This window comes from Psychrobacter sp. DAB_AL62B, from assembly GCF_028895345.1.
Lineage (GTDB): Bacteria > Pseudomonadota > Gammaproteobacteria > Pseudomonadales > Moraxellaceae > Psychrobacter.
Window position 1 is genome coordinate 97,426 of sequence record NZ_SAXC01000005.1, and the last position, 22,793, is coordinate 120,218.

The 22,793-nt window shown below is 42.0% G+C and carries 23 protein-coding genes; 17 read left to right on the top strand and 6 right to left on the bottom strand.

The genetic code is table 11. The features are described from left to right. Nucleotides 1-55: 55 nt before the first annotated feature. The 4 genes from EPB74_RS08575 to EPB74_RS08590 form a co-directional block, all read right to left on the bottom strand. On the bottom strand, nucleotides 56-889 hold the full coding sequence (locus tag EPB74_RS08575) for a metallophosphoesterase (RefSeq protein WP_274903835.1): 834 nt from the start codon (nucleotides 887-889) through the stop codon (nucleotides 56-58). 586 nt (nucleotides 890-1,475) lie between these two features. Continuing rightward, nucleotides 1,476-2,309 carry a metal ABC transporter permease gene (locus EPB74_RS08580; protein ID WP_274903836.1) on the bottom strand — a complete coding sequence of 278 codons (834 nt, stop codon included), beginning with the start codon at nucleotides 2,307-2,309 and terminating at the stop codon, nucleotides 1,476-1,478. A gap of 79 nt (nucleotides 2,310-2,388) precedes the next feature. Beyond that, nucleotides 2,389-3,186, bottom strand: a complete 798-nt coding sequence (locus EPB74_RS08585) for a metal ABC transporter ATP-binding protein (RefSeq protein WP_446740032.1) — start codon at nucleotides 3,184-3,186, stop codon at nucleotides 2,389-2,391. Nucleotides 3,187-3,300: 114 nt separating this feature from the next. After that, nucleotides 3,301-3,822, bottom strand: coding sequence for a Fur family transcriptional regulator (locus EPB74_RS08590; RefSeq protein ID WP_274903837.1), 522 nt, complete (start codon nucleotides 3,820-3,822; stop codon nucleotides 3,301-3,303). Nucleotides 3,823-4,100: 278 nt separating this feature from the next. Between EPB74_RS08590 and EPB74_RS08595 the strand changes: the two genes are divergently transcribed. From EPB74_RS08595 to EPB74_RS08655, 13 genes are all read left to right on the top strand, one after another. Further along, nucleotides 4,101-5,006: a metal ABC transporter solute-binding protein, Zn/Mn family gene (locus EPB74_RS08595; protein WP_274903838.1), complete on the top strand. Its 906-nt coding sequence runs from the start codon at nucleotides 4,101-4,103 to the stop codon at nucleotides 5,004-5,006. Between the two features lie 375 nt (nucleotides 5,007-5,381). Beyond that, nucleotides 5,382-5,780 (top strand): ATP synthase subunit I, encoded by a 399-nt coding sequence (locus EPB74_RS08600; RefSeq protein WP_079692823.1) that lies wholly within the window; start codon nucleotides 5,382-5,384, stop codon nucleotides 5,778-5,780. Nucleotides 5,781-6,451: 671 nt separating this feature from the next. Then, nucleotides 6,452-7,318, top strand: coding sequence for a F0F1 ATP synthase subunit A (atpB, locus tag EPB74_RS08605; RefSeq protein ID WP_274903839.1), 867 nt, complete (start codon nucleotides 6,452-6,454; stop codon nucleotides 7,316-7,318). A gap of 33 nt (nucleotides 7,319-7,351) precedes the next feature. Then, the gene (atpE, locus tag EPB74_RS08610) at nucleotides 7,352-7,600 is read left to right on the top strand and encodes a F0F1 ATP synthase subunit C (protein ID WP_010197960.1); all 249 of its coding nucleotides are present in this window, start codon (nucleotides 7,352-7,354) and stop codon (nucleotides 7,598-7,600) included. Between the two features lie 117 nt (nucleotides 7,601-7,717). Beyond that, entirely contained in the window at nucleotides 7,718-8,188 is a 471-nt protein-coding gene (locus tag EPB74_RS08615) for a F0F1 ATP synthase subunit B (RefSeq protein WP_274903840.1), read from the top strand. Between the two features lie 13 nt (nucleotides 8,189-8,201). Further along, nucleotides 8,202-8,825: a F0F1 ATP synthase subunit delta gene (locus EPB74_RS08620; protein WP_274903841.1), complete on the top strand. Its 624-nt coding sequence runs from the start codon at nucleotides 8,202-8,204 to the stop codon at nucleotides 8,823-8,825. A 90-nt stretch (nucleotides 8,826-8,915) separates the two neighbouring features. Then, nucleotides 8,916-10,460, top strand: a complete 1,545-nt coding sequence (gene atpA, locus EPB74_RS08625; RefSeq protein WP_079692819.1) for a F0F1 ATP synthase subunit alpha — start codon at nucleotides 8,916-8,918, stop codon at nucleotides 10,458-10,460. A 268-nt stretch (nucleotides 10,461-10,728) separates the two neighbouring features. Beyond that, a complete protein-coding gene (gene atpG, locus EPB74_RS08630; RefSeq protein ID WP_079692818.1) occupies nucleotides 10,729-11,610 on the top strand; it encodes a F0F1 ATP synthase subunit gamma in 882 nt (293 codons plus the stop codon). Nucleotides 11,611-11,660: 50 nt separating this feature from the next. Next, the gene (atpD, locus tag EPB74_RS08635; protein WP_079692817.1) at nucleotides 11,661-13,094 is read left to right on the top strand and encodes a F0F1 ATP synthase subunit beta; all 1,434 of its coding nucleotides are present in this window, start codon (nucleotides 11,661-11,663) and stop codon (nucleotides 13,092-13,094) included. 103 nt (nucleotides 13,095-13,197) lie between these two features. Beyond that, nucleotides 13,198-13,614 (top strand): F0F1 ATP synthase subunit epsilon, encoded by a 417-nt coding sequence (locus tag EPB74_RS08640; RefSeq protein WP_079692816.1) that lies wholly within the window; start codon nucleotides 13,198-13,200, stop codon nucleotides 13,612-13,614. 623 nt (nucleotides 13,615-14,237) lie between these two features. Then, complete coding sequence (locus EPB74_RS08645; protein WP_079692815.1) at nucleotides 14,238-14,954, top strand: response regulator; 717 nt, start codon at nucleotides 14,238-14,240, stop codon at nucleotides 14,952-14,954. Between the two features lie 329 nt (nucleotides 14,955-15,283). Then, complete coding sequence (locus EPB74_RS08650; protein ID WP_274903842.1) at nucleotides 15,284-16,969, top strand: ATP-binding protein; 1,686 nt, start codon at nucleotides 15,284-15,286, stop codon at nucleotides 16,967-16,969. A gap of 81 nt (nucleotides 16,970-17,050) precedes the next feature. Beyond that, the gene (locus EPB74_RS08655) at nucleotides 17,051-17,230 is read left to right on the top strand and encodes a hypothetical protein (RefSeq protein ID WP_079692813.1); all 180 of its coding nucleotides are present in this window, start codon (nucleotides 17,051-17,053) and stop codon (nucleotides 17,228-17,230) included. 78 nt (nucleotides 17,231-17,308) lie between these two features. Here the strand turns inward: EPB74_RS08655 and EPB74_RS08660 are convergent, their stop codons facing one another. Beyond that, nucleotides 17,309-18,769 (bottom strand): ATP-binding protein, encoded by a 1,461-nt coding sequence (locus EPB74_RS08660; RefSeq protein ID WP_274903843.1) that lies wholly within the window; start codon nucleotides 18,767-18,769, stop codon nucleotides 17,309-17,311. Nucleotides 18,770-19,049: 280 nt separating this feature from the next. Between EPB74_RS08660 and rpsP the strand changes: the two genes are divergently transcribed. The 4 genes from rpsP (at nucleotide 19,050) to rplS (ending at nucleotide 21,513) form a co-directional block, all read left to right on the top strand. Further along, nucleotides 19,050-19,319, top strand: coding sequence for a 30S ribosomal protein S16 (rpsP, locus tag EPB74_RS08665; protein WP_079692811.1), 270 nt, complete (start codon nucleotides 19,050-19,052; stop codon nucleotides 19,317-19,319). A 191-nt stretch (nucleotides 19,320-19,510) separates the two neighbouring features. Continuing rightward, on the top strand, nucleotides 19,511-20,044 hold the full coding sequence (rimM, locus tag EPB74_RS08670) for a ribosome maturation factor RimM (protein WP_274903844.1): 534 nt from the start codon (nucleotides 19,511-19,513) through the stop codon (nucleotides 20,042-20,044). Between the two features lie 122 nt (nucleotides 20,045-20,166). Beyond that, entirely contained in the window at nucleotides 20,167-20,931 is a 765-nt protein-coding gene (gene trmD / locus EPB74_RS08675) for a tRNA (guanosine(37)-N1)-methyltransferase TrmD (RefSeq protein WP_274903845.1), read from the top strand. Between the two features lie 189 nt (nucleotides 20,932-21,120). Then, nucleotides 21,121-21,513: a 50S ribosomal protein L19 gene (rplS, locus tag EPB74_RS08680; RefSeq protein WP_079692808.1), complete on the top strand. Its 393-nt coding sequence runs from the start codon at nucleotides 21,121-21,123 to the stop codon at nucleotides 21,511-21,513. A gap of 272 nt (nucleotides 21,514-21,785) precedes the next feature. Here the strand turns inward: rplS and EPB74_RS08685 are convergent, their stop codons facing one another. Then, the gene (locus EPB74_RS08685; protein WP_274903846.1) at nucleotides 21,786-22,343 is read right to left on the bottom strand and encodes a DUF4442 domain-containing protein; all 558 of its coding nucleotides are present in this window, start codon (nucleotides 22,341-22,343) and stop codon (nucleotides 21,786-21,788) included. Nucleotides 22,344-22,793 lie beyond the last annotated feature (450 nt).

The following is a 22,793-nucleotide window of genomic DNA, read 5'->3' on the forward strand; positions in this document are numbered from 1 at the left end:
TTATAGACAAAGGGTAGTCAAGCGATAGACAAATCCTAGCCAATAAAACTGGTCGTCAAGTATCTAGTCTTTCAACCCAGCTTGCAACCTTTCCATTGTTGGCTAATTGCAACCAACGATATCCTGGGCGCGCGTTTTTATCGTAAGCAAAATTATCCTCAAAAGGCTTGAATTGATAGCAGGTAGAGGGCGTACTATAAACGGTGACCCCTTGATAGTGGCGCATTTGGTCTTGGTGAGTATGTCCATGAATAACCACTTTTAAATGCTCAAACGCTGAGATATGCTGCCAAAAATTGTCTGCATTCTTAGCCATATGGCTATCAATCCACGCAGAATCTACCGGTAGCACGTGATGGTGTAGAGCAATGAGCGCTGGCTTATCACAAGAATCTAGCTGCTCAAATACCCAATCAATGTCGGTCGGCGTAACCTCACCTTCTACTTTGCCTGTAATGGAGGAGTCTAATAAAAGTAGCTGCCAATGGTCGGTTTCAATAATATGCCGACTCAGCAAACGTGAGTCAGTAGGCCTAGCAATAAGTTCTCGCTGGAAAAATGGTAAATCCTCACCAATCTCATCAGTTACGTCATGATTGCCTGCAATACAGGCAAAAGGAATACCGGTTTCCTGTAATACCTCAAAGATATGATCATAAATAGCTGGCTGCACTTTATTGACCAAGTCGCCCGTCACAAGGATCAAATCACAGCGAAGCTCTTTGCTTAATGCTTGTTTGACAATCGCTTCAAAACTGTATTGACAAACAGACACCTCACTACTGTTTTCAGCAGCAGGCATAGGCGATGATAAATGCAAATCAGTTATTTGTAAAACGTTGACCTGTCCATCTGGCGTGCTGATGGTACTGGCAGGATAGCTTAGCATTGGATTCAGTCCCTCATCGAATCAATGAACATTTTTATAAGTTAATACGATTGAACGAGTAGCGATAAATGAGCGACTATTACTTGTCTGGTATTTATGTGTCATGTTAATAAAATGAAGCTTTATACTATAAGAGCGATCATCAAAAGCGATCATCCAATCCTATATAAAGCTTGTTTATACACCGCTCGTTTGATGGTAGACGTATTTAACTATAGTGTTGATAGTATTAGGGAAAGTTTACAACATAATGCCTCTGAAAGCTTTAGCAATTTTGATGAAATAAAACTTTATAAAAGATAGAAAATATCTTTGCCGTGTCGATTAGTGCCGCTGCCATAATAGTTATAGTCTGTTCAAAATCAAAATTTATACTTAAAATACAATCAAAGCATAGTAAAATCGGAACGCTGTCAGAACGCGACTAGTCACATGCTATTGGTATAAATTTTCATCATCTACTTTGTGTTTCGCATTTGAATAAGCTTCGAAAAATCTATCCTAGCAGCACTGTGTTTTTTTAAAGTAAATCAACTGTATGACAGCAACAAACTATTCTAATCTAATTCTATGACGATACAATGACCTAACGACGTGGCGACCAAAATTTTGCCATTATTGACTTTGCTGATATGAGTTTTGAGACAATCAAGGCGGCGAAAAATAGCATGGCTAAAATCAATACGATAGAAAGTCCAGTTTGAATATCTAGCCAAATACTGCCCCAAACACCTAGCGTCACGCCAAGTTGAGCGGTGATCAGCGCTATAATCACCATTTGTTTTGGCGATGCTGAGTATAGGCGCGCAGTGAGAGCTGGCAATACCAATAGGCCGCTAATTAATAAGCTACCAACCGCTTGCAAGGCAATCGCACAAAACCCTGCTAATACGCCCATGAAAAACAATCGTTGCCGCGTTGGGTTAATGCCTTGAATACGCGCTAACGCTTCATTAGTAGCGAGCTTTATTTGCGCTGGCCATATATAAATCAGTAACCCCAACCCCACCAGTGTGCTAGCAGCAATCAATGGCAAGTCAGCCCAATCAAGCTCAAGTAGATTACCAAATAAAAAGCCTAATACATTGGCTTGCTGATCGGTAAGCTGGGTTAAAGTCAATAGCCCTAAACAAAGTAGCGATACCGCAACCACTGCCAGCACTGCATCGACTGGCAAACGCTCATCATCGATGAGTACCAACCCTAGTACCACCATAACGCTGACCAGAGCAATGCCAATGCCCATTGGCAACTGCCACCATACCGCCAGTGCGACCCCTAGCAATGTCCCATGCGCCAAAGCATCGGCAAAAAAAGCCATGCGTCGCCACAATACTAGACACCCTAAGGGTGCAGAGAGCAGCGCTAAAATACTGCCAGCAATCCAAGCAGGTGCAATGATGGCTAACCAAGCAGTCATAATAAGTATCCATAAAATTTTTATAAAAAGGGCCACAAGGCATTTTTTTGTCTTAATTAGCTAGGTTTTCTGTTTTCTATCATATTTCGCTTGGTGCATGATGTTCACAGGCGTGTGGCTGATGGACGTATGGCTGTTCGTAATGATGTCCAAACAGCTTTTGAAACTCAGTACTAATCGCAAGCTCGCTTGGCTGACCTTCACAGCAGATATGCTTATTCAGACAAATTACCCGTCGACTGCCTTTCATCACCCAATGCAAATCGTGCGACACCACTAGCATGGCGCACTGCAAAAATTCTGGTAATTCATCAATAAACTGATAAAGCCAAACTTCAGTATCAGGGTCAAGCCCTTGCATCGGCTCATCTAAAATCAATAAATTGGGTTTGTCTAATAATGCCCGCGCCAACAATACTCGCTGGGTCTCACCGCCCGACAGATGCAGCATCTGCCGTGAGAGCAAATGGGTTAATGACAAATTATCAAATATAAACTGACGTTGCTCAGCCGTTAAGCGCTTTTTGTCTGCTTGCGCTAATAAATCGCATACGCGTAACGGCAGTATTGGCGGTACGGCAAAGCGCTGAGGTACATAGCTAAGCTTCAATGGTTCATAAGTGCTAATTTGACCTTCCGTAGGGTCAATCAGCCCCAAAATTAGCTTCACGAGCGTTGATTTGCCAGCACCATTAGGTCCAATAATACTCACAGTTTCATTGACTGCAATATCGATATTGATATGCGATAGTAAGCGTTGTTGCCCAATATGGTAGCTGATATTATTTAAGCTCAGCAACTTGCTGGCATGATTCATCGTATGACCACTTATATTAGCAGTAGAGGATTGATTAGATGGTGAGGTAGACAGGCTCATAGGCTGACAACTGTTAGCTTGGTAATAAGTTTGGTAATAAATAATGACAAGAGGCAACTATGCAAAGCTAAGTCTCAAGTGCCAAGCAGTCATATTAATAAAACTGCTGCTGTTTTACTGACACGCTTGGCACCGACCGCTTAGCTCAATCACACTACGAGCAACGGTAAAGCCAATATCTTGCTCAGCAAAGCTCATCATCTCTTGCACGGGTAAGCTGCTACATTCTTGTACGCGCTGGCACTGTTCACAGATCAAGAACGCTGCCGTATGCTGCGCGCGCGGATGACAGCAAGGAACATAAGCATTAATAGAAGTCAGTTGATGAATCAAACCTTCGCTTAATAAAAACTCTAAACTGCGATACACCGTCGGCGGCGCAACATTCTTTGTCCCATCAGTGTCATTATCGTTGTTTAATAGACGCATTTGCTGTAATTGGGTGATTAAGTCATAAGCGCCAACTGGCTTATTGGCTTGTAATATCAGCATATAAACCTGTTGCCGCAAGGGCGTAAAGCGCACACCGCGTATGCGAGACTGCTCTTTTGCTGCCTCTAGACGCTCAGTCACATTGTGTGGCGTAAAATCTTGCACATCGTGCACATGCTCACAGGTAGATGAGGTGGTCGGCATAGCACAAGCTCCCAAAAAGCAATCTAAATTATAAAGCAGGTATTCATTCTATAAGTATTTAAAGGTGACATAGTATAACGTCAAATAATAAAGCAAATACTGAGGATTGCTAAGCATCATTATCGTATTTTTTATGCGATTGAAACCGCTTAAAACTAAATAGAATAACAAGCATTAAAAATAAAAGTGTAATTCTATATTGTTATAGTATAACATAATGAAATTAATAAGAACCATAACTTCTACTATTGTTATCTACTTTACAGGGTTGACGACGCATGATTGCCTATTATCACAATGCTACAAAGACTATAAATAAACTTTGGCGCTTAATATTACAGCCGCAACGCTTGTTGATAACTGTAGTAATGATGCTAGGCTCTTTGGCGATAAATGCGCAAGCAGCAACGGTCAGCGTGAGTAACTATCCACTATTTTTATTAAGTCAGGCAGTAACTGCAGGATCGCCACCTGCCAAGCAATTATTGCAAGCAGGGGAGGTGGGTCACCATGGCAGTATCAGTCCTGGTGATATTAAAGCGATTCAAGACAGCACCTTTGTGGTTTGGTTTGGCGAGCCATTAGAAAATAATTTGGCAGCAAGTTTAAATAGTGCGCCCAATGCTATTGCTTTATTTAAGTTTGATGCTTTTAATCGTCATCCACTGCGCGATGTAAAAGGTAAAGGCATTGCTGGTACGTTAGACACCCATATTTGGCTTGATCCTGATAATGCCAAAGCCATTACCCGTGCGCTTGCTGTCATACACAGTCATGCCAATCCACAATATAAAAAGCTCTATCATGCCAATGCGCAAAAATTTGCCCAGCGGATGGATACAGCCGTGGCGGTGACCAACCAAAATAATTCGCAGAAACCTTTACCGTATTGGGCCTATCATGATGCTTATCAATATATGGAAAGCAGTGCCAAATTACAGCTGATCGGTAGCTTAAGTACCGACCATCATCTCGCACCAAAAGCAAGCCAATTACGCTGGCTCAATGAGCAGCGCCCAGCCAAGCAAATGTGCTTGGTATCGCCAAGCCAACCTGCCAAAGGTTTGCTCGCCAAGCTACAACCCGTTCAAGCTACCGTTCAAGCTGAAGATATGAGTAACAGTAAAGACTTTATTAGCGGTTGGCAGATAATGGCGGAGCAAATCCGTCAATGCATATCATAAATAATTTTTATAAAGGGTTTTTGGCTAAACAAATTGGAAGGTTAGAATTTGAGAAATCAGGTGAAAGAGATACGCTTTGAAAATAAACCGATACTAAATCTAAATTAATCGCTTCTAGCTCTCAGCTAATAATATAAAAACGCTGATTGCTGACGTATTAGCTCTGCTTTATGGATTATGTAGAGAAATTTTCGCTACTAAACCAGCAAATACTTGATAAAAGGGATATTTTACTTGCTTAAAAGACACTCGCTCCTTATAATGAGGGCGTTTTATTTTGGTTGAAAGATAACGCCTATATGGTGAGCTACTCGCGGATAAAAGTTTCGCAAGCAAGCTACATTATTCCCATGTTGTAGGGCTATAGGAATATCAATGACCAAGCCTGCTAAACGCACACAAAAAGATAAAATTGGCATCTATCTCAAGCGCCAAGCATGGATATTATTTATCCTAATTATTATTGCTTGGATGATAGATACGATATGGCTACATAGTGAGCTTACCGTAGCGAAAAGTACCGCTATTGGTGCCTTGCTGAGTTTTGCCACCCAAGCCGTATTTGCTTTTTTTATCTTTTGGTATACCGGTTATCGCGCGCGCTTACATATTGTGAGCCAGCTTTATCGGGGTCAGATGGCTAAATGGCTGTTAACCGTGTTTGGTTTCGCACTAATTTTTATTACCGTACAACCCCTATCGGCGCCTGCGCTGTTCATCGGTTTTATGGTAATGCAAATTAGTCACAGTTGGATGTTGTGGCATATACGCTAGTGTAGATAGAGGATAGCTATTTTATAGTTGCCTCATTGAGTGCACTGAGCTCGTCACCCTGCTGTCCAACTTCTCTATGACTGGTTTTAGTAAGTTGCAGTATAATCATTACCTTAAAATAGCAGCAATAATGGTGATATAAATTTTCGATATAAAGATATACGCAGTTATTTGCGGGTAGGGGAGCGTTTATTACCCTTGATAATTAAATGCTTACAATTTAATTATCGATGCAAAGCTGTGTGGTTTAAGGCGATTCATAGCTAACTTATTCATACAGTAGATAAAAAAGTCATAATTGACTTTACACGAATACAACGCTGCATTAATATAGGCGGCTAAATATCTTGCTTACGATCGCTGTATTAAGCGTTTATCGTGACAAAACGGGCGAAGCAAACAATAGATGATATTTTACCGCATACATTAAAGGGCCATTAATGAATAATGATAAGCCCTTTTTTGATAGCTAAAATTTATCATCAGCTAGCAAATTTAGCATAAGTAACAGAACTATGGGTTGGATGTTATTGCTTACAGAGGTGCTTTAGCGTCGCTTCTTATATCGGCATTTAAGTAATGCCGATATAAGAAGCGCTAGAGAACTCATCAGATAGCAACCGTATTTTTTGGTAGTTGAGTAAATCGTTGACTAATAAGAAGCTTATATTATGGCAGGCGAGCAAACAACCACAGACTATATCTCTCATCACTTAACGAACTGGACGTACGGCTATCTGCCGGGCGAAGGTTGGAAAGTTGCCTATACTGCCGAAGAAGCAGGATTAATGGGCTTTAAAGCGATCCACCTTGATTCTATGCTTTGGTCAATTGGTCTCGGTATTGTTTTCTGCGCCATCTTTTGGATGGTCGCTAGAAAAGTCACTTCAGGCGTGCCGGGTAAGCTGCAAACTGCGGTTGAGATGATCGTTGAGTTCGTTGATAACAACGTGCGCGACTCTTATAGTGGTACCTCAAAGCTGATCGCGCCTTTGGCGTTGACTATCTTTGTGTGGATATTCTTAATGAACTTGATGGATTTATTACCCGTTGACTTCATCCCTATGCTCGCTGGACAAATCGGCGCCATGATGGGACATGATCCGCATCATGTATTCTTTAAGATTGTTCCAACCACTGATCCTAATATCACGCTTGGCATGTCATTCTCTGTCTTTGCGCTGATTCTATTTTATAGTATCAAAGAAAAAGGTTTGGGCGGCTTTGTTGGCGAGCTAACATTGCATCCGTTTAGTGCCAAAAATCCTATCGTACAAATTATTTTAATACCCATCAACTTTATCTTAGAGTTTGTTACTCTGATAGCCAAGCCTATCTCTTTAGGTTTACGACTATTCGGTAACATGTATGCTGGTGAGTTGATTTTCATACTGATTGCCCTAATGCCATTTTGGATTCAGTGGGCGTTGTCAGTACCGTGGGCTATTTTCCACATCTTAATTATTACCCTCCAAGCGTTCGTATTTATGATGCTGACGATAGTTTATATGTCACTTGCATCATCAACTGAACATTAATTAGACATTCAATAGGTAAATGAGGATACATCCATGGATCCAGTATTAGGTGGTTACACAGTTATCGCAGTAGCACTACTTATCGGTTTAGGTGCACTAGGTACAGGTATTGGTTTTGCTATTCTAGGTGGTAAATTCCTAGAAGGTGTGGCGCGTCAGCCAGAACTTGGTTCACAGTTGCAAACTCGTATGTTCATCGTAGCAGGTCTTCTTGATGCTATTCCGATGATCGGTGTTGGTATTGCTATGCTATTGTTGTTCGCTAACCCTCTAGCAGGTTAATCAGAAAGCTCAGTTGTAAATGTTTGGTAGTCAAAGTTTGTATCTTAACCATAGCCAAAGTTTGGCTATCAAATATGATCAATGAAACTGGTTTTTCATTAACAAAGAGGTGATCACGTGAATATCAATTCTACCCTCATCGGTCAAGCCATTGCTTTTGCAATCTTTGTGATGTTCTGCATGAAATTCGTGTGGCCACCACTTATCGGCGCTATTAATGACCGTCAGCGTAAAATTGCTGAAGGCTTAAATGCTGCTGAAAAAGCAAAAGCAGATTTGGCGACCGCGGAGCAAGATGTACAGCAGGAGCTTAATCTGGCTAAGACCAAAGCTGCTGCGCTAATTGAGCAAGCGAACAAAAGCGCCAATCAACTTGTTGAAGATGCAAAATCTCAAGCCCAAGCGGAAGGCGAGCGCATTCGCCAACAAGCACAAGCGGCTATCGACCAAGAAATCAATCAAGCGCGTGAGTCATTACGTGCCCAAGTTGCTGAATTGGCGGTACTTGGTGCTGAGAAGATTTTGCAAGACACAGTCGATGTGCAAAAACATGCCAGTATGTTAAATCAGCTGGCGGCGAAGCTGTAATTGTGAGGATAACATGGCTGACTTATCAACCTTAGCACGACCGTACGCTAAAGCCGCTTTTGACTATGCCAATGAAAACGGGGCAGTAAATGACTGGGAAAACTTCTTGTTTGTTGCGGCTACCGTTGTCAACGACAAGTCGTTCAGTACTTGGCTAGACAATCCAGCTGTTTCTGCTGAGCATAAGTCAGCTGCTTTGGTCGATCTTTATGATACGCAAGTAGCTAGCGCTAGTGATTCTGCTTTTAAGCAGTTATTAGGTGAGACCCAAGGGGCTCGTCATGACAGCAACGCCAGCTATCCAAAAGTATCAGTAGCATTTAGTAACTTCGTTAAACAGTTATCAGAGCAAGAGCGTCTGGCGCTGCTTCCTGAAGTTTATGAGCATTATCGCCGTCACAAGGCAATAAGCTTAAAGCAGCTTGACGCTTATGTGACCTCTGCTTATCCATTAACCGATGCACAGCGTGATACGCTGCAAGCGCGTCTTGCTACTTCGCTAAATGCGAGCGTAGTGATTCATGAATCGGTGGATCCAAGTCTCTTGGCAGGCGTTACGATCAAAGTCGGTGACAAAGTCATTGATGATTCGATGCGCGGCAAGTTACAACAGTTAAAAACACAGCTAACGGCCTAATGCCAATCGTCAACGTAGCTTATCAAGCATGCGTGATATAAGAGCATTTACGTCAGTGGCGGGTTATCATAAATTAAAGGAAACAAGGCAATGCAACAATTGAATCCAGCGGAAATCAGTAACCTGATTAAGCAGCGCATTCAAGACCTTGATGCGGGTGCAACTGCAAAGAATGAAGGCACGATTGTCAAAGTATCTGACGGTATCGTGCAGATTCATGGTCTTGAAGATGCCATGTACGGCGAAATGATTGAGTTTGAAGGTGAAGTCTACGGAATGGCGCTTAACTTAGAGCGTGATTCTGTTGGCGCAGTAGTACTGGGTGACTTCCTAAAACTACAAGAAGGTCAAAAAGCCTATTGTACTGGTCGTATCCTTGAAGTTCCGGTAGGTCCTGAGTTGCTAGGCCGTGTTGTTGATGCTTTAGGTAACCCTATTGATGGCAAAGGTCCTATTAATGCCAAAATGACCGACAAAGTCGAGAAGATCGCCCCAGGCGTTATCGATCGTCAATCAGTTGATCAGCCAGTCATGACTGGTTATAAATCTGTTGATACCATGATTCCAATCGGTCGTGGTCAGCGTGAGCTTATCATTGGTGACCGTCAGACGGGTAAAACCGCGATGGCTATCGATGCGATCATTGCACAGAAAGCCTCTGGTATTAAGTGTGTCTATGTTGCAATCGGTCAGAAACGCTCTACCATTGCCAACGTCGTACGTAAACTTGAGCAAACTGGCGCGCTTGAATATACGACTGTTGTAGTCGCTTCAGCGTCAGAGCCAGCAGCACTACAGTATATCGCACCGTACTCAGGTTGTACGATGGGTGAATACTTCCGTGACCGCGGCGAAGATGCACTGATTGTATTTGATGATTTATCAAAACAAGCCGTTGCTTATCGTCAGATTTCACTACTATTACGTCGTCCGCCAGGTCGTGAAGCGTATCCTGGTGACGTATTCTACTTACACTCACGTTTACTTGAGCGTGCATCACGCGTAAACGCAGCGTACGTAGAAAAATTCACCAATGGTGAAGTGGTTGGTAAAACTGGTTCTTTAACCGCGCTACCTATCATTGAAACCCAAGCTGGTGACGTATCTGCATTCGTACCGACTAACGTAATTTCAATTACTGATGGTCAGATTTTCTTAGAATCAAGCCTATTCAACTCAGGTATCCGTCCGGCTGTGAACGCTGGTATCTCGGTATCGCGTGTTGGTGGTGCTGCTCAGACTAAGATTATCAAAAAGCTATCGGGTGGTATCCGTACCGCACTGGCTCAGTATCGTGAGTTGGCAGCATTTGCGCAGTTTGCATCAGATCTTGATGACGCAACGCGCGAACAGCTTGATCATGGTGAGCGTGTGACTGAACTGATGAAGCAAAAGCAATATCAGCCAATGTCTATCTCTGAGCAAGCCGCTGTTATTTATGCATCAAACGAAGGCTTCTTAGCAGACGTACCTGTTGAAAAAATCGGTTCTTTTGAAGAAGCTTACTTACGTTATATGCATGATGAGCAAGCCGACTTAATGAAAGAGATTGATGACACTGCGAATTATAACGATGATATCGCAGGTCGTTTAAAGTCCTCTTTAGAGACCTTTAAACAAAATCACAGTTATTAATTTAACGGGTTAAGCCAGTTTTGTTGTGGCTTTAGTGTTAGAGCTTATGGAGTGGCGCGTTGTCTGATAAGCTTTTTATTAAGACAGCAGCGCCACTTTAGTCACAACTCATGGTATATGGTTGCGTCATGCCACAAGATATTAAAACATCAAAACAATGATAAAATGCAGCAATGCTACATTGTTAATGTTAATAAGAACACTGTTTTATATTAAAATATTGTTGCATGCGCCAATGCTTTTTTAACCCTCTTATATTGGAATCATTATGGCAAACTTAAAAGAAATACGTGCCAAAGTCACCAGTATTCAAAGCACCCAGAAAATTACTCGCGCTATGCAAATGGTAGCGGCTAGTAAAATGCGCCGTGCCCAAGAGCGCATGGAAGTGGGTCGCCCGTATGCTGATAGTATGCGCCGGGTTATTTCGCATTTGGTGCATGCCTCATCCGATTATAAACATCCGTATATGGTAAGCCGTCCAGTCGATAGAGTTGGCTATATTGTCATCACATCCGACCGTGGTCTAGCGGGTGGTTTAAATATTAATTTATTTAAAGCCTTATCTAAAAGTATCCAGCAATACCAAGACCAGTCTGTACAAGCTGAATTTGCCGTGATTGGCTCTAAAGGTGTCAGCTTCTTTAAAAGCTTTGGTGGCAAGGTCACTGCAGCAGTGACTGATTATGGTGACAAACCTACTTTTGAGCAGATAAACGCACCGGTTCAAGCGATGCTTGATGATTATACTAACGGTAAAATAGATCGCATTTATGTGGTTTATAATAAGTTCGTTAATGCGATGACGCAAAAGCCAACCATTAATCAGTTGGTACCTTTACCAGAAAGTGCATTTGGTGAAGAAGAGAGCGGCATTCAAACAGAACTGAGCTGGGATTATATCTACGAGCCTGATATCAAAACATTGATTGATGAGTTGCTTGGACGTTACATTGAATCGATCGTCTATCAAGCGGTAATGGAAAACATTGCCTCTGAGCAGTCCTCACGTATGGTTGCGATGAAAGCGGCGACAGATAATGCTGGCGACCTAATTAACGATTTACAGTTGGTTTATAACAAGCTGCGTCAAGCGGCGATTACCCGAGAAATCTCGGAAATCGTTGGCGGTGCTGCTGCTGTTTCATAATTGAAACCCTTTATGAAACCCACTATATACAGAATTTTCAGGAGAACGCAATGAGTAGCGGTCGTATTGTACAGATTATTGGCGCGGTTCTTGACGTTGAGTTTAACCGTAACGAAGTACCTAAGATTTTTGATGCTTTGCTAGTTGATGGCACCGAAACCACTTTAGAAGTACAGCAACAGCTGGGTGATGGCATCGTACGTACGATTGCTATGGGTTCTACTGAAGGACTAAAGCGTAACCTACCGGTTACTAATACTGGTGGCCCGATTTCTGTGCCAGTCGGTATTGGTACGCTAGGTCGTATCATGGATGTTCTTGGTCGTCCTATCGATGAAGAAGGTCCAGTTGCGGCAGATGAGCGCTGGTCAATTCACCGCGAAGCGCCAAGCTATGCGGAACAATCAAACAGTACTGAGCTGCTAGAGACTGGTATCAAAGTAATCGATTTACTTTGCCCGTTTGCTAAAGGTGGTAAAGTTGGTTTGTTTGGTGGTGCTGGTGTTGGTAAAACCGTCAACATGATGGAATTGATCAACAACATCGCGCTTAAGCACGAAGGTCTATCAGTATTTGCGGGTGTCGGTGAGCGTACGCGTGAAGGGAATGATTTCTATCACGAAATGCAAGAAGCTGGCGTTGTTAATACCGAAGACTTTAGTAAGTCTAAAGTGGCGATGGTATATGGTCAGATGAATGAGCCGCCGGGTAACCGTTTACGCGTTGCACTGTCTGGTTTGACCATGGCTGAATACTTCCGTGATACCAAAGATCCTGCCACTGGCAAAGGTCGTGACGTATTGCTATTCGTTGATAACATCTACCGTTATACACTAGCCGGTACTGAAGTATCAGCATTGCTAGGTCGTATGCCATCAGCCGTTGGTTATCAGCCAACACTCGCTGAAGAGATGGGTATGCTGCAAGAGCGTATTACTTCTACGCAATCAGGTTCAATTACTTCTGTACAAGCAGTATATGTACCTGCGGATGACTTGACAGATCCATCACCAGCTACAACATTTGCTCACTTAGATGCAACGGTTGTACTAAGCCGTGATATCGCCTCACAAGGTATCTATCCTGCGGTTGATCCACTAGATTCAACCTCACGTCAGCTAGATCCATTGGTTATCGGTGAAGAGCATTACAACGTTGCTCGTGGTGTTCAGGAAGTTCTACAGCGCTATAAAGAGCTAAAAGACATCATCGCAATTTTGGGTATGGATGAGTTGTCAGAAGAAGATAAACTAGTCGTTTATCGTGCTCGTAAAATCCAGCGTTTCTTATCACAGCCATTCCACGTAGCCGAAGTATTTACCGGTGCACCTGGTAAATATGTACCACTACGCGATACCATTGCAAGCTTTAAAGCAATCATCGCTGGTGAATATGATAGCTTACCAGAGCAAGCTTTCTACATGGCTGGTGGTATCGATGAAGTTGTTGCTAAAGCAGAAAAAATGAAGTCTTCTGCAGCGTAAATGATTTAAGCATTCGCTAAAGGCAAGTAGGCTATAACAGGCCTACTTGCTAATAAGTAACGCATCGCAGTTTTGATCGCGCTTTGATAGTAAGGAATTAAGTATGGCAACATTACAATGTCGCGTCGTAAGTGCTCGTGAAGAGTTGTATTCAGGCGAAATTAGCATGTTAATAGCTAGTGGTACCGAAGGCGAGATTGGTATATTGCCAGGTCACACCCCGCTTATTACTTTGCTTAAGCCTGGCGCAATGCGCGTGCAAACCCCAGATGGTGCAGAAGAAGTGATTTATGTATCAGGTGGTGTATTAGAAGTACAACCTAAGATGGTGACAGTATTGGCTGATACTGCCATGCGTGCGCATAATCTTGACGAAAGTAAAATCGTTGAAGCGCGTAAAAAAGCGGAGCAAATGCTGGTCAACCAATCTGATACCGTACAAACCAATGCAGCTTTGGCGTCATTGGCCGAGTCAGTCGCACAGCTACAAACTATTCGTAAGTACAAAAACCGTGCTTAGTATTTTTTGTTAGTAAGGTTAACTATTTATTTTAGCTTCTTCTACGATAATAAGAAACAGTCCATGATGGGCTGTTTTTTTATGCCTATCTTTTATATGTCTGTTTTTATCATTGTTTGGCTTTTTATGTTTAACTCCCACAGAGATACACTGTATTAATAGAACTCTCACCAACGAATTAAAAGTTTTTCATAAACTGCTGGAAAAGTCGCTAGCGACAATGGCAATATATGGTTATATTAGGGGTTAGAAAATAAAACTTTAAGTATCAAGTTACTAGTCCTGATTTTTATTAAGCATGTCTGTATTATTTGGCTATCTAGCTTAGTAAGTAATCGTTTGAATATGATAAAAAATTATTATTGAATAAAAGCTATTTTATTTCTTTTGTTCGCTATAAAAGGTATGATTTTTGGACGCAAACTAAAGTTTTAGCGGATGTAGTTTATAGGTTTTGTTACCAACAATACGCTATAGTATAGGAAGCTGTAGGTTTAATAGTATACTGTGCTACCAAGTTTGTAACAGCTATACCAACATCAATTGCACTGCTTGATGGTGCTATTAATTTTACCGCTCTTACTTTGACTGCTTTTAAATGAGATGTATTAGAGGATATAACAATGACAACGAATGATGATGACAATACCCCACGAATTTTGATTGTTGAGGATGATGAGCGTCTGGCCATGTTGACCCAAGATTATTTGGTCAAAAATGGTTTAGAAGTTGCGATTGAAACGGATGGTAATCGCGCCATTCGCCGTATTGTCAATGAACAACCAGATTTGGTCGTGCTTGATGTCATGCTTCCTGGTAGCGATGGGCTGACTGTATGCCGTGAGGTGCGCCCACATTACCAAAATCCTATTTTGATGCTGACCGCACGCACAGAAGATATGGATCAAGTATTGGGTCTTGAGATGGGTGCTGATGACTACGTCGCTAAGCCTGCTCAGCCGCGTGTATTATTAGCACGTATTCGTGCATTATTACGTCGCTCAGAAAATGCACCATCAGAAGATGTGCCACAGCGTTTAGAGTTTGGCGAGCTTATCATCGATAACGGTGGTCGTTCAGTCATGCTAGGCGAAGAGTTGGTTGACTTTACCAGCGCTGAATACGACCTATTATGGTTATTGGCTTCTAATGCTGGTCGTATCTTGTCGCGTGAAGATATCTTTGAGCGCCTACGTGGTATCGAATACGACGGTCAAGATCGTTCTATTGACGTACGTATTTCGCGTATTCGTCCAAAAATCGGTGATGATCCAGAGAATCCAAAACGTATCAAAACCGTCCGTAGTAAAGGGTATTTGTTCGTTAAAGAAGGCAACTAATACACTCTTTTCGACGCAAACCCTTAGCATTAATCGTTATTTAATAAAAAACCAGCATGAAGCTGGTTTTTTATGGTTTAAATTTTAAGTTTTTAAACTTAATCGCTGTGTTATGTGGTTTAATTAAGCGATAATTTAATACGCCAGTTAAGTAAATGTTAGATAAATACAATAGCAAATATTTATCATATATCCGTTATGATATATAACACGCAGTATTCAAAAAGCAGCCATTAAAAACAGCCGCTATTTGTTTTTGACTTAACCGCAGTTGCTTACATTTATCATGGTATCAATAACTCTTATTCATTAGGTTGGTTACGGCACGTATGTCATTAGTCTCTTCTCTCAAACACAGTATTTTTGTTCGTATTTATGCAGGATTATTAATAGTCTGCTTGTGTGTGGCATTATTTGCCCAGCTATTGATGGATACTATCAATAAAGAACGCGTTCAATCTTACCGTGAAAACATGGCAACAGGGGCTTTTCATATAGTAAGCGAAGGTCTTACTCACCAAGAAAATGAAGCGCAACGTGATTATTGGCTAGCTGATGCAAGCAGTTTGTTTGGCACAGAATTCAGTATTTTGTCCATCGATGAGGTGGACTTCAATGCCAGTGAATTGCGTCGCTTTGAGAAGGGAAATACTGTCGTTCGCTATGTCAGTCAGCCGATGTACGCTGATGTTTATTACCGGTTACCAGACAATAAAAGTGTTTTAACCGCCCGCATATCACAAGTCACCGAACAGCATGTACGGGCAATTGCTGTATTTCTATTAGATGATTTGTCCTATTACAGTACCTTGTCTGATAAGCGCGCACGTTTGGCGCAGTTGGAAGAAAAATTTTCGTTTCCGTTAGCATTTAAAGCCGTAAATACACTCGATTTAGATCCTGATCAGATGGCGCGCTTGCGCCGTGATGAGGTCGTCATTTTATTGCAAGATACTAATAGCAGTAAAAGCAATTCGTCTATTAAAGTTGTTGTGCCATCTGAAATAAACGATATGGCGGTCTTGATAGGACCAGTCCCTCTGTTTAATTTTTTCCCGCTTAATTTAATCGTCAGTATGATTCTGATCAGTATGTTTTTAATCAGTTTGGGCGTTTATGCGCTGATTTTCCCGCTCGAGCGCAAATTACAACTGATTCAAGTTGGGGTAAATGAAGTTAGTAAAGGCAATCTTGATAGTCAAGTACAGGTCATTGGGCAAGATGAAATAGCGCGTTTATCAGCAACCTTTAATGCGATGACTGCTCATATTAAGCGTTTGATTGAGTCGCAGCGTGAGTTGACCCGCGCGGTCTCCCATGAACTGCGTACGCCAGTTGCACGTATCCGCTTTGCCGTTGATATGCTGGCAGATACTGATGATGAAGACTCGCGGTTCAGTCAGCGTGACTTTATTGATGAAGATATTGAGGCGCTGAACGGTCTGATTGATGAGATATTAACGTATGCGAAACTTGAAGAAGGCTCACCAAAACTAGACTTGGAGCCGGTCAATCTTAGAGAGTTGCTTGAGCAGATTGAGCGTGAAACCAATGCTTTAGGCAAGCCTATCAAAATAGTGACTAAGCTGCCAAATGCTAAAGTGACCGCAGTAGCCGATAGGCGCTACTTGCATCGCGTTATTCAGAATTTGGCAGGTAATGCCTTACGCTATGCGGAGAGCACTATTATTATTAGTGCCGGAGTCAAAAAGGGCAATGCCTTTGTCAGTGTAGAAGATGACGGTCACGGTATTTCAGAAGCAGATCGTGAAAAGGTGTTCATTCCATTTTCACGCTTAGATGACAGTCGTACGCGTGCCTCAGGTGGCTATGGTTTGGGTTTATCTATCGTCTCACGTATCGCTTTTTGGTTTAATGGCAGTATGAACGTAGGTGAGAGCCGCGATTTGGGCGGTGCACGATTCGTCATGACCTGGCCGATTAAACCGCTGACCCAAGTTCTTGCTGCTGATGAGTTAACGCAAGAAAAGAGCGAACGCGATTTTGATGCTTAATCATTTATAGTCAGTGCAAAATTAAAAATAATCGACTATAGCTTGTAGAATAATATACTCGAAAATAGAGGAGAGCAAAGGATGCCATATTTATTTGGTGGTTTAGTCGTATTGAATGCCGCAACGCTAGGGTATTACTTGTTTCTGCAGCAACCAACCACGACTCAGACTTTAAAAGCGGCGCAGGAAGACATAACCCAGCCTTTAGCGTTTACCAATAGCGCTGAGTATATCCCGCCTATCATTGGTACTAGAGAGTAGTATCTACCGCATAAAATAGCTGCAAAAATTTTATCGTTTGTATTTTTAGTCAGACTTTTTGTTTTTAGCGTTATTTATTTACTGTTTAGCAGCCATAGGACTTTTATCTGTATTGGCATCTAATGGTTGTTCTCCAGCAACTTTGGAGATCAAAGGAATGTGTACGCAGACCTGTAGGCCGCCATCCGGATGATTAATGACCTCAACTGTCCCATGATGCAAGCGCGCGATACGATCGACAATCGCTAAGCCTAAACCGCTGCCTTGAGTGGTACGCGCTGACTCACCCCGCTCAAACGGCTGCATAATACGCTCTAATTGGTCTTCTGCAACGCCACCACCACAGTCGCGCACACATATTATCAATTGCTCTTTTGCTTCTTTGTTGACCGCATTTTCAGTCACCACGTCGCTATCTTCTATTACCTCTGTCTCCATAAAGGTTGGCACAACCGTTGCTGATAGATAAATAGGCGGCTTGCCATAACGTTTGGCATTGTTTACCAGATTGACAATCAGGCGCTTAATGGACATAGGTCTTACGGGGACGACCTTGTGACATTCTGACTGATAAATAAACTCCATTGGTGCAAACTGCACCATAATCTCATTAAATATGGTATCTAAATTGGTGAGGCGTACCGGTTCATCAGAGCCATCTTTCATAAAGGAGATAAACTGCTCTAAAATAGCATCCATATCTTCAATATCATAAATCAAGCCTTCACGAAAAAACTCATCAGGCAGCATCTCAGCGGTTAAACGCATCCGAGTCAGCGGTGTACGCAAATCATGTGAGATACCGGCAAGCATAATCGTGCGCTCTTTTTGCGCTTGATTGAGCGTCGTAAACAAGTGGTTAAAGGCCATATTAACTTGGCGAATCTCAGTAGGACCATGACGGGTTGGCAAAGTGGTGGCATGACCGAGGCGAATATAGTTGGTCGCTGCACGCTGTAAATAACGTAACGGGCGATTTAATTGACGCGCTAATAGAATGATGGTCAATAGCGTTAAAATCGGTAGGCCAATTAAAAATAATATTAATAAGGTCGGACTGTACTGAGAATAATAAACCACCGGTTCGCGAATCCAAAAACTACTATCACGACTGTCTTGTACCCAAAGCTGCGGGGTCGGTTTAAACTTAAAATACACCTCCACCGGTCGCCCCAACTGCGCCCCGATTTCGCGTTGTAGCACATCGGTAAAGACACCGACAAAAGCTTTATCCGCAATCTGTGGAAAGTCGTTTGGATTGTCTACGACCACTACATGAGAGTGCTGGTAAATCCATTGACGTACTTCAGGATTGTCCTTCCAATCTTGATTGACGCTATTCATTAACCGTAGCTCACTGGTCAAATAGCGTGCATGGCTTTTAAGCTCTGGTAAATACAGACTACGCCAAAAAAATAAAATCGATACCCCGACACTGATGATAACAATAAAAGCGACCATCAAGGTGGTCAGCCAACTGTTGGAGTAAGAGCGTGGCAGCCAGCTTTTATGAGGCAATTGAGTATTTGGGGTCGTCATATGAGTCCAAGATATTGGTATGCAATGGTAGATACTAGGATAGCATAATCAAATAGTGGCGCTGGTAGCTTTCATATTACAAAATGCTTGCCCACATAGGCGGAAAAATACGAGCCTATTATTCTAATAATGAGTACGGATTATGGATTTTGTTTTACAGCAACGATGATTTAAGCTATTGTTAATAAATAATTAAATAAGCACAGTTTATGTTTTCAATAAAATAAGACTGTGATATAATTATGCCCTTTTTGGTATACCTGCGAAAGAGAGAATTCACATGGTTGTTATTCGTTTAGCACGGGGCGGTGCCAAGAAACGCCCATTTTATCAAGTAGTTGTTGCTGATCAACGCCGCGCGCGTGACGGTCGCTATATTGAAAACATCGGCTTTTTTAACCCACTCGCTAAAGATTCTGAAGAAGCAGTACGCCTAAACATGGAAGCGTACAATGCGTGGATCGAAAAAGGTGCACAACCTTCAGATCGCGTTGCTTCATTAGCAAAAGCTTATAACAAAGCTGCGGCTACTACTGAAGCGACTGCTTAATTTTTAAGCAGGCGTTTTAGTGGTAAAAAATGATAACGTGATAATAGCGTTATCTCGTAGTTTTAGAACACACAGCGTAGCTGGTCTGACCAGTATGCGCGATTAACTGTTTATCGCTGTTTTAATTGACTACCGTGGTTAAACGGGCGCGATTTATTTACTGCTGTTTATATATTGTTAGGTTAGCCGTTATGTCATCTGTTCCAGACGCTAGTACCCTTATGAAAATCGGTCAACTCAAAAAGCCTTATGGCATTAAAGGTTGGCTTTGGGTGTTTAGCGACACCGATGAACATGCGGAAATATTTGACATTAAGCAGTGGTGGATGAAAACAGCTACCGGTATGAAGCCGTTAACTGTTAAAGCGTGGCGTGAGCAAGGCACAGGACTTGTTGCTCAGTTTGAACAAGTGCCTGACCGTAATATTGCTGAAACTATGAATGGTGTTACCATTTGGGTTGCTCAAGACGTATTGCCAGAACCTAATGAAGACGAATATTATTGGTCGGATTTAGTTGGTATGCGGGTTATGAATGAGCAAGACCAGTATCTTGGTGATATCACTGAAATGTTTGAGACCGGTGCCCATGACATCATGCGTGTAGCGGCAACCTCAGACAGTTTAGATGGGGAAGAGCGCTTGATACCTTGGCATAAGCAAACCGTGATACAGGTCGATATGGCCAGTAAAACGGTAACGGTAGCTTGGGAAAGCGACTATTAGTTTAGTGCCTGTTAATTCAGTGCTTATTAATTTATTGCTTATTAATGTCATGTTAATAGCACAACGTTAATATCGTAATCATCATGTCAGTCGTTATTTAAACGCTTGTATGTAGGATTCAGATGTATTTTGCCGTGATTAGTATTTTTCCTGAGATGTTTGCAACGATTCGTGATTTTGGTATCACAGCGCGTGCAGTGACTCAGGAAAAGGTCACGATTGAATGCATTAACCCGCGCGATTATACCACTGACAACTATCGCCGTATTGATGAACGTCCGTATGGTGGTGGTCCTGGTATGGTAATGATGGCTGAGCCATTGTCACTAGCTATTGAAGATGCTCGTCTGCGCGCCAGCCAACATGGTTGCCGTATGGACGCAGCGCACTGTCCGGTGATTTACATGTCACCACAAGGGCAGACGCTGAGCGAGAGTAGTGTGGTCGATATGACTGAGTATGACGGCATGATTATATTATGTGGTCGTTACGAAGGCATTGACGAGCGCTTATTGTCGCGGTATGTGGATATGGAAGTGTCGCTGGGTGACTATGTACTGACCGGTGGTGAGCTACCAGCGATGGTGCTAATGGATAGTGTGATACGTCGTCTGCCTGATATTATGGGTGATGATAAGTCAGCTGAGCAAGACTCGTTCGTCGATGGCTTGCTTGATTGTCCACATTATACTAAGCCGCATGAGTTTGCGGGTATGACAGTGCCTGAAGTGTTACTTTCAGGCCATCATGCCAATATCGCGAAGTGGCGCTTTAGCCAGCAAGTTGAGCGTACGCAAATGCGGCGTCCAGACTTATGGCAAGCGTTTACCCCAACGGTAGAGCAAGCGAAGTGGTTAAAAGCATTGGCAAAAACAGATAAAAAGTAGCGTTGATAGCTGCTATAAAGATAAACAGTTAAGTAATAAAATTTTGAGCAACAATAAAACGAGTCATAGCATAATGGCCGTTTGTCATAACCCACTTACGTTGTGTCTCATTAAAACAGATACGATTAATTATTACAAACAGGTGATATGCGTTAAGCCTCTATTATCTAATGTGAGGAGATAACTCTCATGAGCAACAAGCATCCATTGGTTCAGGTCATCGAAAATGCTCAATTGATTGAGCGCCCAAGCTTTGCACCCGGCGATACCGTTGTGGTTCAAGTAAAAGTACGTGAAGGTGAGCGTGAGCGTTTACAGGCTTTTGAAGGCGTTGTAATTGCTAAGCGTAACCGCGGTTTAAACTCAGCGTTTACCGTACGTAAAATCTCAAGCGGTGTTGGTGTTGAGCGTGCATTCCAATTGCATTCACCAATTATTGAGAGCATCGAAGTGAAACGCCGTGGCGCTGTTCGCCGTGCGAAACTATACTACTTACGTGAGCGCTCTGGTAAATCAGCACGTATCCGCGAGAAGCTTGCTCCGCGTGCACCTAAAGTTGTTAAGCCAAAAGCTGACGCTTAGATTATATCCAGTATCTGCTTTTAAGCATTGTGCTTAATATTACTTTATTGCTGAACCGTCTATTATGCGATTCGGCAATACAGAAAAATCAGATACAAGCCCTTATTCATAGGTTTATCATATAAATAAGCGGGTAGTACCAAAAAAGACAAAACCCCAATCTGTGCGTATGCCAGATTGGGGTTTTTGTTTCTGTTGCTTTAATTAACATGATTTAAATAACAAAGCTAAATAACCATTTTAAAATTAAATCACAGTTTTAAAAGTTGACTTTAACCATCAAGATTTTCGATACGGCTGTTTTGATCTTTAGATTTACTGTATTTACGCAGGCGTATGTATAGCGTCTTAGTGACGGTAGCGATGGTCTTTTGCTGATCGTCGACGATATCTACTTGGTATTCGCGAAAGACGGGTTCGCCGTCCTTTGCCAATTCTTGGATAATTGTGATTTCATTGCTAGGAATTTTCATGCGGGCGGTGACTTTGCTATTGCCTGGTGCGATAAATTCAATATGTGAGCTTTTATCCCAAACGACGTAGCTACTACCTAACTGGTGCATCAGCATCAGCATATAAAAAGGATCAATCATTGAGTATAAACTGCCACCGAACTGTGTACCCACGATATTTTTATTCAGACTATTAAGTCCCATGCTCACTACACATAAGCCCTGATCAAGGTTGATATGCTCAATTTTGATACCGGCACCGATATAGGGAGCATAAGTGTTGATACGCAGCTTAAGCAGATAAGGCGTGAGCAATGGCATAATGTTTTTTTTAGCATTACGTTTTAGAGTCTCAAGTTTGCTGGGTAGTAAACTCATAAATTTATCCTATGGCCTTTTCTTGATTTTTTAGACGGCTACTAATCAATCGTGATTGATAAAAAGGTATTCATCATAATTAAAAATAACTAAAGTCGCTAGACCTAAAGCGTAACTGAAGCAGAACTTTAATCGTTACTTTCTATTATTATTAATCACTTATCGTAATGGTGTTTATAATTGTTGGCGCAATTAGCCAAAAAAGAAAATGTGTGTTTTAGCTTAAGCTAGTCTCATATTAGTCCGTCGATATAGCGTAATTTTATATCCTTTTATTATATAAGCATCTGATTAGTTTCAGATACTCATAAATGGAAACTTTAAGTTATCAATAATAACGATGCATATAGTATCTTTTAATAGTTATAAATTCGCATTTCAAAGTCTCATAGCATACAATAGCCGCAATTTTGTCTTTGGTGACTTAACGTTTATAGCAAGTTTAGTAAA